Annotated in this window: 15 protein-coding genes; 4 read left to right on the forward strand and 11 right to left on the reverse strand. The window is 66.7% G+C overall.

The annotated features are described in order from the left end of the window. The first annotated feature begins 12 nt into the window (after window positions 1–12). On the forward strand, window positions 13–879 hold the full coding sequence (locus B2585_RS02710; protein WP_292019715.1) for an SDR family oxidoreductase: 867 nt from the start codon (window positions 13–15) through the stop codon (window positions 877–879). 72 nt (window positions 880–951) lie between these two features. Here the strand turns inward: B2585_RS02710 and dxs are convergent, their stop codons facing one another. The 8 genes from dxs to B2585_RS02750 form a co-directional block, all read right to left on the reverse strand. Continuing rightward, window positions 952–2,880: a 1-deoxy-D-xylulose-5-phosphate synthase gene (dxs, locus tag B2585_RS02715; protein ID WP_292019717.1), complete on the reverse strand. Its 1,929-nt coding sequence runs from the start codon at window positions 2,878–2,880 to the stop codon at window positions 952–954. 13 nt (window positions 2,881–2,893) lie between these two features. After that, the gene (locus B2585_RS02720; protein ID WP_292019719.1) at window positions 2,894–3,754 is read right to left on the reverse strand and encodes a polyprenyl synthetase family protein; all 861 of its coding nucleotides are present in this window, start codon (window positions 3,752–3,754) and stop codon (window positions 2,894–2,896) included. Next, window positions 3,754–3,996, reverse strand: coding sequence for an exodeoxyribonuclease VII small subunit (locus tag B2585_RS02725; protein WP_292019721.1), 243 nt, complete (start codon window positions 3,994–3,996; stop codon window positions 3,754–3,756). The genes B2585_RS02720 and B2585_RS02725 overlap by 1 nt, the downstream gene beginning before the upstream one ends. After that, window positions 3,993–4,928: a histone deacetylase family protein gene (locus B2585_RS02730; protein ID WP_292019722.1), complete on the reverse strand. Its 936-nt coding sequence runs from the start codon at window positions 4,926–4,928 to the stop codon at window positions 3,993–3,995. Before B2585_RS02730 ends, B2585_RS02725 begins: the two co-directional genes overlap by 4 nt. Window positions 4,929–4,959: 31 nt before the next feature. Then, window positions 4,960–5,853, reverse strand: a complete 894-nt coding sequence (gene lpxK, locus B2585_RS02735) for a tetraacyldisaccharide 4'-kinase (RefSeq protein ID WP_292019724.1) — start codon at window positions 5,851–5,853, stop codon at window positions 4,960–4,962. After that, complete coding sequence (locus tag B2585_RS02740; RefSeq protein WP_292019726.1) at window positions 5,850–7,133, reverse strand: 3-deoxy-D-manno-octulosonic acid transferase; 1,284 nt, start codon at window positions 7,131–7,133, stop codon at window positions 5,850–5,852. Before B2585_RS02740 ends, lpxK begins: the two co-directional genes overlap by 4 nt. 7 nt (window positions 7,134–7,140) lie before the next feature. Next, window positions 7,141–7,383, reverse strand: coding sequence for a DUF4170 domain-containing protein (locus B2585_RS02745; RefSeq protein WP_292019730.1), 243 nt, complete (start codon window positions 7,381–7,383; stop codon window positions 7,141–7,143). Between the two features lie 61 nt (window positions 7,384–7,444). Then, on the reverse strand, window positions 7,445–7,645 hold the full coding sequence (locus B2585_RS02750; RefSeq protein ID WP_292019732.1) for a heavy-metal-associated domain-containing protein: 201 nt from the start codon (window positions 7,643–7,645) through the stop codon (window positions 7,445–7,447). A gap of 138 nt (window positions 7,646–7,783) precedes the next feature. Between B2585_RS02750 and B2585_RS02755 the strand changes: the two genes are divergently transcribed. The 3 genes from B2585_RS02755 to B2585_RS02765 are packed head-to-tail and all read left to right on the forward strand — an operon-like array spanning window position 7,784 to window position 11,150. Beyond that, window positions 7,784–10,216 (forward strand): heavy metal translocating P-type ATPase, encoded by a 2,433-nt coding sequence (locus tag B2585_RS02755; protein WP_292019734.1) that lies wholly within the window; start codon window positions 7,784–7,786, stop codon window positions 10,214–10,216. Continuing rightward, window positions 10,213–10,605, forward strand: coding sequence for a Cu(I)-responsive transcriptional regulator (cueR, locus tag B2585_RS02760; protein ID WP_292019736.1), 393 nt, complete (start codon window positions 10,213–10,215; stop codon window positions 10,603–10,605). The genes B2585_RS02755 and cueR overlap by 4 nt, the downstream gene beginning before the upstream one ends. A gap of 44 nt (window positions 10,606–10,649) precedes the next feature. Next, window positions 10,650–11,150 (forward strand): GFA family protein, encoded by a 501-nt coding sequence (locus tag B2585_RS02765; RefSeq protein ID WP_292019738.1) that lies wholly within the window; start codon window positions 10,650–10,652, stop codon window positions 11,148–11,150. A 53-nt stretch (window positions 11,151–11,203) separates the two neighbouring features. Here the strand turns inward: B2585_RS02765 and B2585_RS02770 are convergent, their stop codons facing one another. From B2585_RS02770 to B2585_RS02780, 3 genes are read right to left on the reverse strand one after another with little or no spacing between them, the layout of a single operon-like run. Further along, entirely contained in the window at window positions 11,204–12,187 is a 984-nt protein-coding gene (locus tag B2585_RS02770; RefSeq protein ID WP_292019740.1) for an ABC transporter substrate-binding protein, read from the reverse strand. 34 nt (window positions 12,188–12,221) lie between these two features. After that, window positions 12,222–13,073, reverse strand: a complete 852-nt coding sequence (locus B2585_RS02775) for an ABC transporter permease (RefSeq protein WP_292019742.1) — start codon at window positions 13,071–13,073, stop codon at window positions 12,222–12,224. Continuing rightward, window positions 13,070–13,933 carry an ABC transporter permease gene (locus B2585_RS02780; protein ID WP_292019744.1) on the reverse strand — a complete coding sequence of 288 codons (864 nt, stop codon included), beginning with the start codon at window positions 13,931–13,933 and terminating at the stop codon, window positions 13,070–13,072. Before B2585_RS02780 ends, B2585_RS02775 begins: the two co-directional genes overlap by 4 nt. Window positions 13,934–13,970 lie beyond the last annotated feature (37 nt).

The raw sequence follows: 13,970 nt of genomic DNA on the forward strand, positions 1-13,970 counted from the left end.
GAATGCGCCCGTATGACACGCACCCTGCTTTCCTTCGGACATGGCTACTCCGCCCGCGCGCTTTCCCGTCAGCTGATCCCCCAAGGGTGGCGGGTCCTCGGAACCACGCGGTCGGCGGAAAAGGCCGAGGCTTTGCGCGCGGAAGGGGTCGAACCCGTGATCTGGCCGGGCGAAGACCTCGCCCCGGCGATCCGGTCGGCGACCCATATCCTCGTCTCCGCCGGGCCGGGCGAAAACGGCGACCCGGTCATCGCGGACTGGCGGGATGAGATCGCGGCGGTCGCGGATCGGCTCGATTGGGTTGGCTACCTGTCGACCACGGGCGTCTACGGCGACCACGAAGGTGGATGGGTGGACGAGGAAACGGGGCTGACCCCCGGCACCGAGCGCGGCAAGCAGCGGGTGAAGGCCGAGGGCGAATGGTGGATGCTCGCCAAGGAGACCAAGATGCTCCCGCTTCACATCTTCCGTCTCGCCGGAATCTATGGCCCAGGGCGCGGACCTTTCGCCAAGGTGCGCAAGGGCACGGCGCGGCGGATCGTGAAAGAGGGTCAGGTGTTTTCGCGCATTCATGTGGAGGACATTGCGCAGGTGCTCGCCGCCTCTATCGCGCATCCACGGCCGGGGCGGATTTACAACGTCTGTGACGATGAGGCTGCGCCGCCGCAGGACGTCATCGCCTATGCCGCGGAGCTTCTGGGTGTGCCTGTGCCGCCCGAGGAGAGCATCGACGAGGCCGAGATGACGCCGATGGCGCGCAGTTTCTATGCCGAGTCCAAGCGGGTGCGGAACGACCGGATGAAGCACGAGCTTGGTGTCGAGCTGATCTATCCGACCTACCGGGAAGGGTTGGAGGCGCTTCTGGCCGCCGAAAGCTAAGGCTCAGCGGAGCGGGCCGGGTCGCGCCGCGTGCCGCGACCGGCCGACGAGCGCGCGTGTTGTGCAGGGGCGTCAGGCGCGCTGAGATCCGAGTGTCGCGATACCCAGGGCGGCCTGCACTTTCTCGACGATATGGTCAGCGGTCAGGCCCGCGCTTTCGTACATTTCGTCCGGGGTGGCCTGGTCGATGAAGGTGTCCGGCAGGACCATCGAGCGATATTTCAGCCCCGAATCAAAAACGCCGTTTTCCGCCAGAAGCTGCGCGACATGGCTTCCGAACCCGCCGATCGCGCCCTCTTCGATGGTGATGAGCACCTCGTGGTCGCGCGCGAGGCCCAGGATCAACTCCTCGTCCAGCGGCTTGGCGAAACGGGCGTCCGCGATGGTCGGGGTGATCCCCTTGGCGGCCAGCGTTTCGGCGGCCTTGCGGGCATGGGCGAGGCGGGGCCCGAGGGACAGGAGCGCGACGCGCTTGCCCTCCTGCACGATGCGGCCCTTGCCGATTTCCAGCGCGGTTGGTGTCTCGGGCATTTCGGTGCCCACACCCGCGCCGCGCGGGTAGCGCACGGCGGACGGGCGGTCGTCGATCCCGCGCGCGGTTTCGATCATGTTGACCAGCTCCGCCTCGTCCGAGGGGGCCATCACGACGAAATCCGGGAGGTTCGAGAGATAGGCGATGTCGAAACTGCCCGCATGGGTCGCTCCGTCCGCGCCGACAAGTCCGGCCCGGTCGATCATGAAGCGCACGGGAAGGCGCTGGATCGCCACGTCATGCACCACCTGATCGTAGCCGCGTTGCAGGAAGGTGGAGTAGATGGCGCAGAAGGGCCGCATCCCGCCCGCAGCGAGGCCTGCGGAAAAGGTAACGCCGTGCTGCTCGGCGATGCCGACGTCGAACACGCGGTTCGGGAAGCGCGCACCAAAGATGTCGACCCCGGTGCCATCCGGCATGGCGGCCGTGACCGCAACGATCCGGTCGTCGGTCTCGCCCAGCTTGGTCAGCGTCTTGCCGAAGACCGAGGTATAGGAAGGCGCGTTCGAGGGCGACTTGTGCTGCTTGCCGGTGGGCACGTCGAACTTGGCCGTCGCATGGCCCCGGTCATCGCGTTCCTCGGCGGGGGCGTAACCCTTGCCCTTCTTCGTGATCGCATGGATCAGCACCGGGCCGGTTGCGCGGTCGTGGACCGTGCGCAGCACTTGGGTGAGCTGGTCCATGTCGTGCCCGTCGATGGGGCCGACATAGGAAAAGCCCAGCTCCTCGAACATCGTGCCGCCCACGGTCATGCCCTTGAGCATTTCCTTGGCGCGGCGCGCGCCCTCCTGAAACGGCGGGGGGAGGAGGCGCACGGCGCCCTTGGCGGCGGCCTTGAACTCCTGAAACGGCTCGCCCGCATAGAGGCGCGACAGGTAGGAGGACATGGCACCAACTGGCGGGGCGATGGACATCTCGTTGTCGTTCAGCACCACAATCAGGCGTTTGTCGAGCGCGCCCGCGTTGTTCAGCGCCTCGAAGGCCATGCCCGCGCTCATCGCGCCGTCGCCGATCACGGCGATACAATCCCCGATCCCGTTCTCGGGCGATCCGCCAAGGTCACGGGCCACGGCGAACCCGAGGGCCGCCGAGATCGAGGTGGAGCTATGCGCCGCGCCGAACGGATCGTAAGGCGACTCGGTGCGCTTGGTGAATCCCGACAGCCCGTCCTTTTGCCGGATCGAGGTCATGCGGTCGCGCCGCCCGGTCAGGATCTTGTGCGGGTAGCATTGGTGCGAGACATCCCAGATCAGCTTGTCATGCGGCGTGTCGAAAATGGCGTGAAGCGCGACGGTGATTTCGACCACGCCCAGACCCGCGCCAAGGTGCCCGCCGGTCTTTGACACGGAATGGATCGTCTCGGCCCGAAGCTCATCCGCCAGTTGCCGCAGTTGCGACACCGACAGCCCCTTCATGTCGGCAGGGGATGCGATGCGGTCGAGAAGCGGTGTGGCTGGCGCGTCGGGCATGGGGGCCTCGTTATCAATTCGTCCGCGAAATAGCGAAGCGTGCGGCTTCCCGCAAGTTTTCGGCTTTCGGGCCGTATTGGGACAGCACGTCACAGGCGGTTTCCACCAGCATATGGGCACGCTTTCGCGCGCCGTCCATGCCAAGGGCCGAGACAAAGGTGGCTTTTCCGGCGTCCTGATCCTTGCGTACGGCCTTGCCGACGGTGTCGGGGTCGCCCTCGATATCGAGGATGTCGTCGGCGATCTGGAACGCCTGACCGAGTGCTGCACCATACTGGCGCAGCGGTTCGCGGTTGGCTTCGCCGAGGATCGCACCGGCAAAGGCGGACCATTCGAACAGCGCCCCGGTCTTGCCCGCCTGAAGCGCGATAATCTCGTCCAGCGTGAGCGGGTCGGTTGCCACTTCGGCGGCGAGGTCGAGCGCCTGACCCATGACCATTCCCAGCCCGCCCGCGCCGCGCCCGAGGGTCCGGGCCAGTTCGGCACGCACCTCGCCGGACCCGGCGTCGGGATGGGCGACAAGCTCGAACGCCACGGATTGCAGGGCGTCGCCTACCAGCACACCGGTCGCCTCGTCCCATTTCACATGGACGGTCGGTCGCCCCCGGCGCAAGTCGTCGTCATCCATGCAGGGCAGGTCGTCATGGACGAGCGAACAGGCATGCATCGCCTCGATTCCGGCGGCGCCAAAGCGCGACTGCTCCGGCGGGATGCCGAACAAGGCCGCGCTCTCGATCACGAGGAAGCCGCGCAATCCCTTGCCGCCTTCGCAGGCATAGGCCATCGGTTCGGCAAGCGGCCCGGTCTTGGGCAGCGCTTCGGACAGACAGGAGCGCGCGATCCGGTTATGGGCCGCCAGCAGCTCGGTGAACATCACTCGGTCTCGACAGGAGTCGTTCCCGTCGGGGTCCCGTCACGATCCAGCGTAATCTGGGCCACCTTTTCCTCGGCGGCCTTGAGCTTGGTCTCGCACTGGGCCTTGAGCGCGGCGCCGCGTTCGTAAAGCTTGATCGATTCCTCAAGCGCCACGTCGCCGCGTTCAAGCTGGCTCACGACCTGCTCAAGCTCGCGCATGGCCTGCTCGAAGCTCATGTCTTTTACCGGGGTCTCACTCATGCGCCACGCTCCATCAGGGTCTTCACATGCGCCGCGGTGCTGACCGCCAGCGCGTCGAGATCATAGCCGCCCTCAAGGGTGGAGACCACCCGGCCCTCGCACACGTCCTCGGCCGCATCGACGATCCGGTTGGTGACCCATTCGTAGTCCTCGGTGCGCCAGTTCAACCCTGCGAGCGGGTCGTCGGTATGCGCGTCGAACCCGGCGGAGACGAGGATGAGCTGCGGTTCATAGTCCGCGATCCACGGCAGGATACGGTCCCCCCAGGCCTGCCGCATGATGTCCGAGCCGCTGCCGGAGCCGAGGCCCACGTTCAGGATCTGGTCGTAGGCCCCGCGCTCGCCGGGCGCGCCGGTGCCGGGGTACAGCGGCATCTGGTGGCTGGAGGCGAAGCGGATGCTGCTTTCGTTCCACAGCACGTCCTGCGTGCCGTTGCCGTGGTGGACGTCGAAGTCGATCACGGCCACGCGGTCGAGCCCGTGGTGCTCGATTGCATGGAGCGCGGCGATCGCCACGTTGGAAAACAGGCAGAACCCCATCGGCTTGGCCTTCTCCGCGTGGTGGCCGGGCGGACGGGTCGCGACAAAGGCGTTGCGCACGTCGCCCGCAAGCACGGCATCCACGGCGGCGACATTGCCGCCCACCGCGCGCAGGGCCGCCTCGAAGCTGCCGGGCGACATGGAGGTGTCGGCGTCGATCTGGGTGTAGCCCTCGTCGGGCCCCGACGTGCGAATCCTGTCGAAATGGACCAGCGGATGGGCCAGGCGGACATGCTTTTCCTCGCCCAGTGGCGCTACGCGCCTGTCGAGCGGGGCGAAGGTGTCGGTGGCGAGGGCGCGCCCGATGGCCTCCAGCCGCGCAACCTGCTCGGGGTGGCCCGGCGGGGTGACGTGGTCGAGGCAGGCGTCGTGGGAAAACAATGCAGTCGTCATGCACGGACGCTAGGGGAAAGCCGGGGTGGCATCAAGCAGAGGCGGGGCCGATCCGCTCGGCAATCAGCCGGTCCAGCGGGGCCCAGTCGGCAAGTTCCAGACGGACTGGCAGGACGAGCACCTTGGGCCGGAATCGCGCGGGCAGGCGCACGGCGTCCTTCTCGGTCGTGACAAGCTGCGCGCGGGCCATCGCCGCCTCCCGGTCCAGCCGGGTGAGGAGCGTCGAAGTCATCTCCTGATGATCGGTCAGAGCCTGCGTGCGAACGAGTTCGGCCCCAAGGTCGTGGAGCGTGGCGAAGAACCGCTCCGGGCGGCTGATACCCGCGAAGGCCAGCACGCGCAGGCCACTCCAGTTCATGCCGGTCTGAAGCGGCGCGAGCCGGGCGGGAAAGCGCGGGATCGGGGTTGGGCTGAATCGCTCCTGGGCGCTGGTCGGGCCGGGCGTGATGAGCGCGTCGGCGCGGGCGAGACCCTTGGACAGCGGCTCATGCAGCGGACCCAAAGGCCAGCGCCGCCCGTTGCCGAACCCGCTCACCGCATCCTCGACCAGAAGGCGCAGGTCCGGCGCGATCGCGGTCATCCCGTCCTCCTCGACGATCAGCACCTCCGCCCCGTCCCCGCAGGCGGCGCGCGCTGTGGCAGGGAGGTCAGCGCCGACCCATGTGGCGCCGAAGGCCGCCGACAGCAGCGCCTCGTCGCCCACGTCCGCCGTGCCGTGACGGCGTTCATCGACCTTGAGCGGCGCACCCGGTCCGCGCATGACCACCGAGACTGTGCGCCGCGCATCGCGGAGGCGCTGGGCGAGGGCGATGGCCATCGGTGTCTTGCCCGTGCCGCCCCGCGTGAGGCTCGCGACCGCGATGACAGGAACCGGCATGGTGACGGGCTGGGGCCGCGCGCCGAACAACCGGTCGCGTAGGATCACGCGCCCACCCGGTCGAGGGTGTCGAGCGTGATCTCGACCACCCGGTCGGTCGCCTCGGCCCCGTTCGTGGTCACGTCCCAGGCTGCGGCGGCCATATGCGCGACCTGATCGGGGGCGAGCAGGTGTTCCACCGCGCGCGACAGCATCTTGCCATCCTCCACCGACCGCGCCGCCCCCGCGCCGCGCAGCCGTTCGAAGCTCTCGCGCCACGGTCCCGTCTTGGGGCCGAAAAGCACCGCCGAGCCGAGCGCGGCGGCCTCATACGGGTTGCGCACGGCACCACCGGCGAGCGTGCCGCCCATGAAGGACATGGGCGCGAGGCGATACCACAGACCGAATTCCCCCGGCACGTCGGCGATGAAAATCTCGACATCCGGTTCCGGCTCATCCTCGACCGAGCGCAGACCCACGACCCATCCGTCACTCTCCAGCGCGCGGGCAAGGCCGGGGCCGTCCGCGGGATCGCGCGGGGCGAGGATCAGCAACAGGCGGTGGGACCGGCGCATGACCTGTTGCTGGATGCGCACGAGGTCTTCGAACTCCCCCGGATCGGCGCCAGCGGCGAACCAGACCGGCCGCGCGGCCAGCTCTTCGGCGAGCATGTCACGCTCGGCCTGACTACAGGTGAGGGGGGCCGTCCCCTCCTGGAGGAACCCGACTGCCTCGACCCGCTGGGAGTCGACGCCCAAAGCGATCAGCCCGTCCCGCGCGGCGGTGTCGCCCGCCAGCACATGTTCGAAATGGCGCAAAAGCGAGCGGCGGATGCCGGGAAGCCAACGCCAGCCGGGCCTGTCGGGCACCCGCGCATCCACTAGTATCATGGGCAGGCCCGCCTTGGCCGCGCGGTCTATCAGCCCCGGCTCGAACCGGTTTTCGGCCCAGAGGCAGATGTCGGGCTTCCAGTGGCCGAGGAAGGTGTCCACGGCATCGGCATGATCGTAAGGGGCGTATTGCAGGATGATGTTCGGCGGCAGTCGTGCCTCGAGCGGGTGGTCCGGGTCGTGGCCCGACGTGGTCACGAGGAAATTCAGGTCGTCGCGCTCTTCAGCCAGCCGGTCGATCAGCTCGGGAAACCCCAGCGCCTCGACCTCGTTTCCGGCATGGAGCCAGACGAGCGGACCTACGGGGCGGTCGCAGCGCGGCTTGCCGAACCGCTCCGCCGCGCGGGTCACGTCCTCCGAGCCTTCGGCCAGCCCGCGTTTGAGCCGTGCTTCGGCCCGGGAGCGGGCGCGCAGTTTCTGGGAGGCGAGATAGACCGAAAGGCCGGGGCGTTTCGCCATGAGAAGCCTATTCCAGCTCCTCGGTCGGCGACGCGGGCGTTTCCTCGTCGCGCAACCGGTGCAGGTGGGCGATGAAATAGCGCATGTGGGCGTTGTCCACCGTGCGCTGCGCCTCGGCGCGCCAGGCGTCATAGGCCGTGGCATAGTCCGGGAAGATGCCGACGATGTGGATGTCGTCCACATCCTTGAACTCGGTTCTGGTCGGATCGACCAGCTCGCCCCCGAACACGAGGTGAAGTCGTTGCGCCATGTTCCGTCTCCGCCGTTGCCTGCCGCGACCCTATCGCAGGGCCGGGAGAGGTGAAAGCCGCTCAGGCCTTGGGGCTGGACTCGTACCCGGCCGTCTTGATGGCCTCCGCCAGCGCGGCGGTGTCGAGCGTCGAATCGATATCGACCTCCCGCGCGTCCATGTCGAAGTCGATCAAAGCGCCCTCGTCGGCATCGAGAACGGCATCCTCGATCTTGGCCTTGCAATGGCCGCAGCTCATCTCGGGTACGGAAAAGGTCGTCATGGGTCTCTCCTGTGTCTGTCCGTGAGCTAGGGCCGCTTCCCCCGTTCGTCAATCGCCCTGGCGGCTCTTGCATTGCGGCCTCTTGACCTTCCAGTGACTGGAGGCCTTATGTGAGGGGTCGACACTGGAGCGACGCGAATGAACGACATGACGATCAAGGTGGAGGGCATGCACTGCGCCTCCTGTGTGGGCCGGGTAGAGGACACGCTCAAGGGCCTGCCCTTCGTGGCCGATCCGTCGGTGAACCTCGCCGGAGAAAGCGCCAACTTCAGCTTCACCGAGCCGGGGCATCTGGGCGAAACCGCCGAGTCGCTGGCGCGGGCGGGCTATCCGGTCGTGACCGATGAGATTTCGCTGGCGGTCGAGGGGCTGGTCGATGCGGCGGCGGTCGCCACCGTCGAAGCGGCGCTGAACGCCCTGCCGGGGGTGCTTGAGGCCCATGCCAACCCCGCGAGCGACGCCGCGCGGGTGGTCTTTGCCGCCGGCACCATCGCCCCCTCCGCCATCACGGCGGCGGTGAATGCGACCGGCTACCGCGCCGAGGTGCGGTCGGGCGGCTCGCTGGACCTCGAGGCCCGCAAGGCGGCTGAGACCACGCGGCTCAAGCGGATGACATGGCTCGCCGCGCTCCTGACCCTGCCGGTGTTCATCGCCGAGATGGGGGGGCACGCCTATCCGCCGTTTCATGACTGGCTGCACGGTCTGGTCGGGATGCAGGCGCTGCGGGTGGGCGAATTCCTCTTGACCGCGCTGGTCCTCGCGATCCCCGGGCGGCGGTTCTTTATCGCCGGTGTTCCGCAGCTTGTCCGCCTGTCGCCCGACATGAATTCGCTCGTCGCGGTGGGGACGGCGGCGGCGTTCGTCTATTCCACGCTTGCGACCTTTGCGCCCGGGCTCTTCCCGGCGGGCACCGCCAACGTCTATTTCGAATCCGCTGCCGTGATCGTGACCCTGATCCTCTTCGGCCGCTGGATGGAGGCGCGCGCCAAGGGACGGACGGGCGAGGCGATCCGCGCGCTCATGGAGCTCGCCCCCCGGACTGCGCGGGTCGAACGGGGCGGGACCGTCGTGGATCTCCCGACCGACGAGGTGCGGGCAGGCGATACCCTCGTCATCCGGCCCGGTGAGGCCATCGCGACCGATGGCGCGGTCGTCTCGGGCGAGTCCTGGGTGGACGAGAGCATGATTACGGGTGAGCCGGTGCCGGTGGAGAAGGCGACGGGCGATTCCGTGACCGGCGGCACGGTCAACGGCAACGGCGCGCTGCGGGTGCAGGCCACGCGGGTGGGGGCCGACACCACGCTGTCGCAGATCATCCGCATGGTCGAACAGGCGCAAGGGGCCAAGCTGCCGATCCAGTCGCTCGTCGACCGGATCACGCGGTGGTTCGTACCCGGGGTCATGACCATCGCCGCGCTCACGGTGGCGGTCTGGTTCGCGATCGGTCCGGACCCGGCATTGTCCTTCGCGCTGGTCTCGGGTGTCGCGGTGCTGATCATCGCCTGCCCCTGCGCGATGGGCCTTGCCACGCCGACCTCCATCATGGTCGGCACCGGGCGCGGTGCCGAGCTGGGCGTGCTGTTTCGCAAGGGTGACGCGCTTCAGGTCATGGAGGGGGTGAAGGTCGTCGCGCTCGACAAGACCGGGACGCTCACCGAGGGCCAGCCGGAACTCACCGACCTGATCGGCGACGACACGGACACGGCGCTACGGCTCGCCGCAAGCGTCGAATCGCAATCCGAACACCCGATTGGCCGCGCGATCCAGCGGGCCGCCGAAGCACGCGGCCTGACGCTGTCCGAACCCAGGGGGTTCAAGGCACTTCCCGGCTTCGGTTTGAAGGCCGAGGTCGAGGGCCACGCCGTCCTGATCGGGGCCGAGCGGCCGATGAACCGCGAGAAAGTCGACACCAGCGCGCTGGCCGAGGACGCCGCGCGGCTCGCCGCTCTCGGCAAGACGCCACTCTTCGTCGCCATCGACGGGGCGGTGGCCGCGCTTGTCGCGGTGGAAGACCCGATCAAGGAAACCACACCCCGCGCGATCAAGGCGCTGCACGACATGGGCATCGAGGTCGCGATGATCACGGGCGACGCGCAAGGCACGGCCGATGCCATCGCGCGGCGACTGGGCATCGACCATGTGACCGCCGAAGTCCTGCCGCGTGGCAAGGTCAAGGCGCTGGAGGCTCTGCGCGCGACGCATGGCACGACCGCCTTTGTGGGCGACGGAATCAACGACGCCCCCGCGCTCGCCGCCGCCGACATCGGGCTTGCCATCGGGACGGGCACGGATGTGGCCATTGGCGCGGCGGACGTGGTGCTGTCGTCGGGCGAACTGACCGGCGTGCCGACCGCGATCCACCTGAGCCGCCGCACCATGCGCAACATTCGCCAAAACCTGTTCTGGGCCTTCGGCTACAACGTTGTGCTGATCCCGGTCGCCGCCGGGGCGCTTTATCCCGCCTTCGGGGTGCTGCTGTCGCCGATGCTCGCCGCCTTTGCGATGGCGATGTCCTCGGTCTTCGTCCTGACGAATGCCCTCCGACTCCGTTTTGTGAAGGTGCCGACATGAACATTTCCGACGCTGCCGCTCAGGCGGGCCTGCCGCCCAAGACCATCCGGTATTACGAAGAGATCGGGCTGGTCACGCCGGACCGCGACCCGAACGGATACCGGGCGTTCTCGGACGTGGACATCCACAACCTGACGTTCCTGGCCCGCGCCCGCGCACTGGGCTTTTCCATCCAGGAATGTCGCGCCCTGCTCGCGCTCTACGAGGACAAGGGGCGCGCCTCGGCGGAGGTCAAGAAGATCGCCAAGGGTCACCTTGAAGAGATCGAGCGCAAGATCGCGGATCTCACCGCCATGCGCGACACGCTCACGCACCTCGTTCATGCCTGTCACGGCGACGACAGGCCGGATTGCCCGATCCTTGAAAGCATGGGCGGACGCGAGTCGTAGAAACTGTGGTATTCTTACGTTCTCGGAATTGAAGGAGGGGGCGGATGAAACCACAGCAAGGCGGATGCCTGTGTGGCGGTCTGCGGTACGAGGCGCGGGATGAACCGGGCCACGTTACGCTGTGCCACTGTCATTTCTGTCAGAGGGCAACGGGGGGCACACACATGGTCGAACCGATCTTCGACAAGACGGTGTTCGACATCATTTCCGGTGCGCCAAAGGTGTGGACGACCCGGTCGGCCGGCAGCGGCATGAAGGTCCATGTCCATTTCTGCGAAACCTGCGGAACCAAGACACATCTGTCGTTCGAACGCTTCCTGGACATCGTTGGGGTCTATGCCGGCACATTCGACGACCCGAATTGGTTCGACGTCATACCGGATGCGAGCAAGCAGATCTTTCTGGAGGCGGCGCAGCAGAACGCGGTGATCCTGCCGGGTATTCCCTGTTTCAACGGGCACATGCGGAAGCTGGACGATACCCTCAACCCATCCGTCACGATCCAAACGCCGGTCGTCATAGGCAAGGCGCATTGGGGGATATGAGACGAAAAAGGGCGGCCCGCAGGCCGCCCTTCCTTTTGCCAGTGGACTGACGCTCAGTTCAGCGCGGCATCCGTGATTTCCGTCGTGTAGGCGCCTTCCGGCTCCTTCGTGATGACCGGGTCCGACCCGCCGCCGAGGAGCGTTTCCACGGTCCGCTGGTAGTCGGCCGGGTCGAGCGCGCCGTTCGATCCGGCGGTCAGCTTGGCGACTTCGCCCATCATGCGGATCTGGTGCTTCTCGGTCTGGGCGCCGGTTTCATCGTATTCAAGCACGATCATCGCGGCCTCTTCCGGGTTCTCTTCGGCCCATTTCCAGCCTTTCATCGAGGCGGAGACGAAGCGGGCCATCTTGTCGACGAACTCGGGGTCTTCGAGATTCTCTTCGAGCACATAAAGACCGTCCTCGAGCGTCGCGACGCCCTGATCTTCGTACTTGAAGGTGATGAGCTCGTCCTCACCGATGCCCGCGTCGATGACCTGCCAGTATTCGTTGTAGGTCATCGTCGAGATGCAGGCGGCCTGATTCTGAAGAAGCGGGTCGACGTTGAAGCCCTGCTTGAGCACTTCGACGCCCTCTTCCCCGCCGTCGGTCGGGATGCCCAGCGTGCTCATCCACGACAGGAACGGGTATTCGTTGCCGAAGAACCAGACGCCAAGCGTGTTGCCCGGGAAGTCGTCGGGGCTGGTGATCCCGCTTTCTTCAAGGCACGTCAGCATCATGCCGGACGACTTGAACGGCTGGGCGATGTTGACGAGCGGCAGGCCCTGTTCGCGTGCGGCGAGCGCGGCCGGCATCCATTCCACGATCACGTCGGCCCCGCCACCGGCGATGACCTGCGGGGGCGCGATATCGGGGCCGCCCGGCTTGATCGTGACATCGAGGTTCTCTTCTTCGTAGAACCCCTTTTCGAGTGCGACGTAGTAGCCGCCGAATTGTGCTTGCGTGACCCACTTGAGCTGGAGCGTCACCTCGTCCTGGGCCAGTGCGGCCCCGGAGGTCAGCGCCAGCGCGGCGGCGGTCAGTGTCATTTTTTTCATCATTGGTCTTTCTCCCGTTGGTAAGTTTTTGTGCTCAGCCTCGTTGCGACGGGTGCCAGAAGGTCACCCCTTTTTCTATCAGTGCCACCGCGCCGTAGAAGGCACTCCCGGCGAGTGCGGCGACTGCGATTTCAGCCCAGACCATATCAAGCCTGAGCCGCCCGACCTCGGTCGAGATGCGAAAACCCATGCCTTTGATCGGACTGCCGAAAAACTCGGCAACGATGGCCCCGATCAGGGCGAGGGTTGTCGTGATTTTAAGCCCGTTGAAAATGAACGGCATGGCTGCGGGCAGGCGCAGTTTGCGCAGTGTCTGCGGGTAACTGGCCGAATAGGTGGCCATCAGGTCCTGCTGCATCCGGGTCGAGGCCGCGAGGCCCTCGACCGTGTTCACCAGCATCGGGAAAAACACCATGACCACGACCACCGCCGCTTTCGACTGCCAGTCGAAGCCGAACCACATGACGAGGATCGGCGCGGTGCCCACGATGGGAAGCGCCGCGATGAAGTTGCCCACGGGCAGGAGCCCGCGTTGCAGGAACTTCGAGCGGTCGATCAGGATCGCCGTGATGACCGCCGCGCTGCACCCGATGACGTAGCCGGTGAGCGCGCCCTTCACGAAGGTCTGGACGAAATCCTCCCACAACGTCGGGACCGAGGCGATGATACGCAACCAGATGTCCGTTGGCGCGGGCAGGATCACCATCGGCACGTTCAGCCCGCGCACGAGGCCCTGCCAGACGACGAGGATCGTGATGCCGAAGATCACCGGCACCCCGAGCCGCACCGCGCGCGTGTCCGAATAGCGCGAATTGGCGAGCCAGACGTTGAGCGCATAGGCCCCGGCCCAGAACGCGAGTGCGAAGATCAGCCAGCCCCAACTCATTGCGCCATCCCCATCCGTTTGAGCGTGTTGCGCTGGATGATCCCGATGATGCCCACGAGAAGCGCGGCAAGGATCGCGGCGGCGATGAGGGCGGACCAGATCTGAACGGTCTGGCCATAATAGCTCCCCGACAGCATCCGTGCGCCAAGGCCCCGGATCGCACCGGTGGGCAGCTCACCCACGATGGTCCCGACGAGTGCGGCGGCGATGCCGACCTTCAGCGACGCGAACAGGTAGGGCATCGAGGCGGGCATCCGCAGCTTCCAGAACGTCTGATTTCTGGAGGCCGAGTAGGTGTGCATGAGGTCGAGGTCCATATGCGCCGGGCTGCGCAGGCCCTTCACCATGCCGACGACGACCGGGAAGAAACTCAGATAGGCCGAGATTATCGCCTTGGGGATGATCCCGGTCACGCCGAGCGAGCTGAGGACCACGATGATCATCGGCGCGATGGCGAGGATCGGGATCGTCTGGCTCGCGATGGCCCAGGGCATTACGCCCATGTCCATCGCGCGGCTATGGACGATACCCACGGCCAGCAGGATGCCCATTCCGGTGCCGAACGCGAAGCCGAGGAGCGTGGCGGACAGCGTGATCCAGCCGTGAAAGACGAGCGAGCGTTTGGAGGTAATGCTCTTGCCGACCGTCGAATCCCACAGTTCCGCCACCACCTGATGCGGGGCGGGCAGGCGCGGGCGCTCCTGCGAGAGCGTATCGGTGACGAGTTCTCCGAACGACAGCTCGACCTCGGCCCGTCCGGCCTGATCCAGCGCCCATTGGGAATTCATCCAGACCGCCGCGCCGTACCAGATGACGACGATGGCCGCGACGACCGTGAGGATGGGGACGATGCTTTTCATGCGCGCCCCTCCGCTACGGGGCGACTGCGGTATGCTG

The sequence above is a fragment of the Maritimibacter sp. UBA3975 genome (genome assembly GCF_002384975.1).
Lineage (GTDB): Bacteria > Pseudomonadota > Alphaproteobacteria > Rhodobacterales > Rhodobacteraceae > Maritimibacter.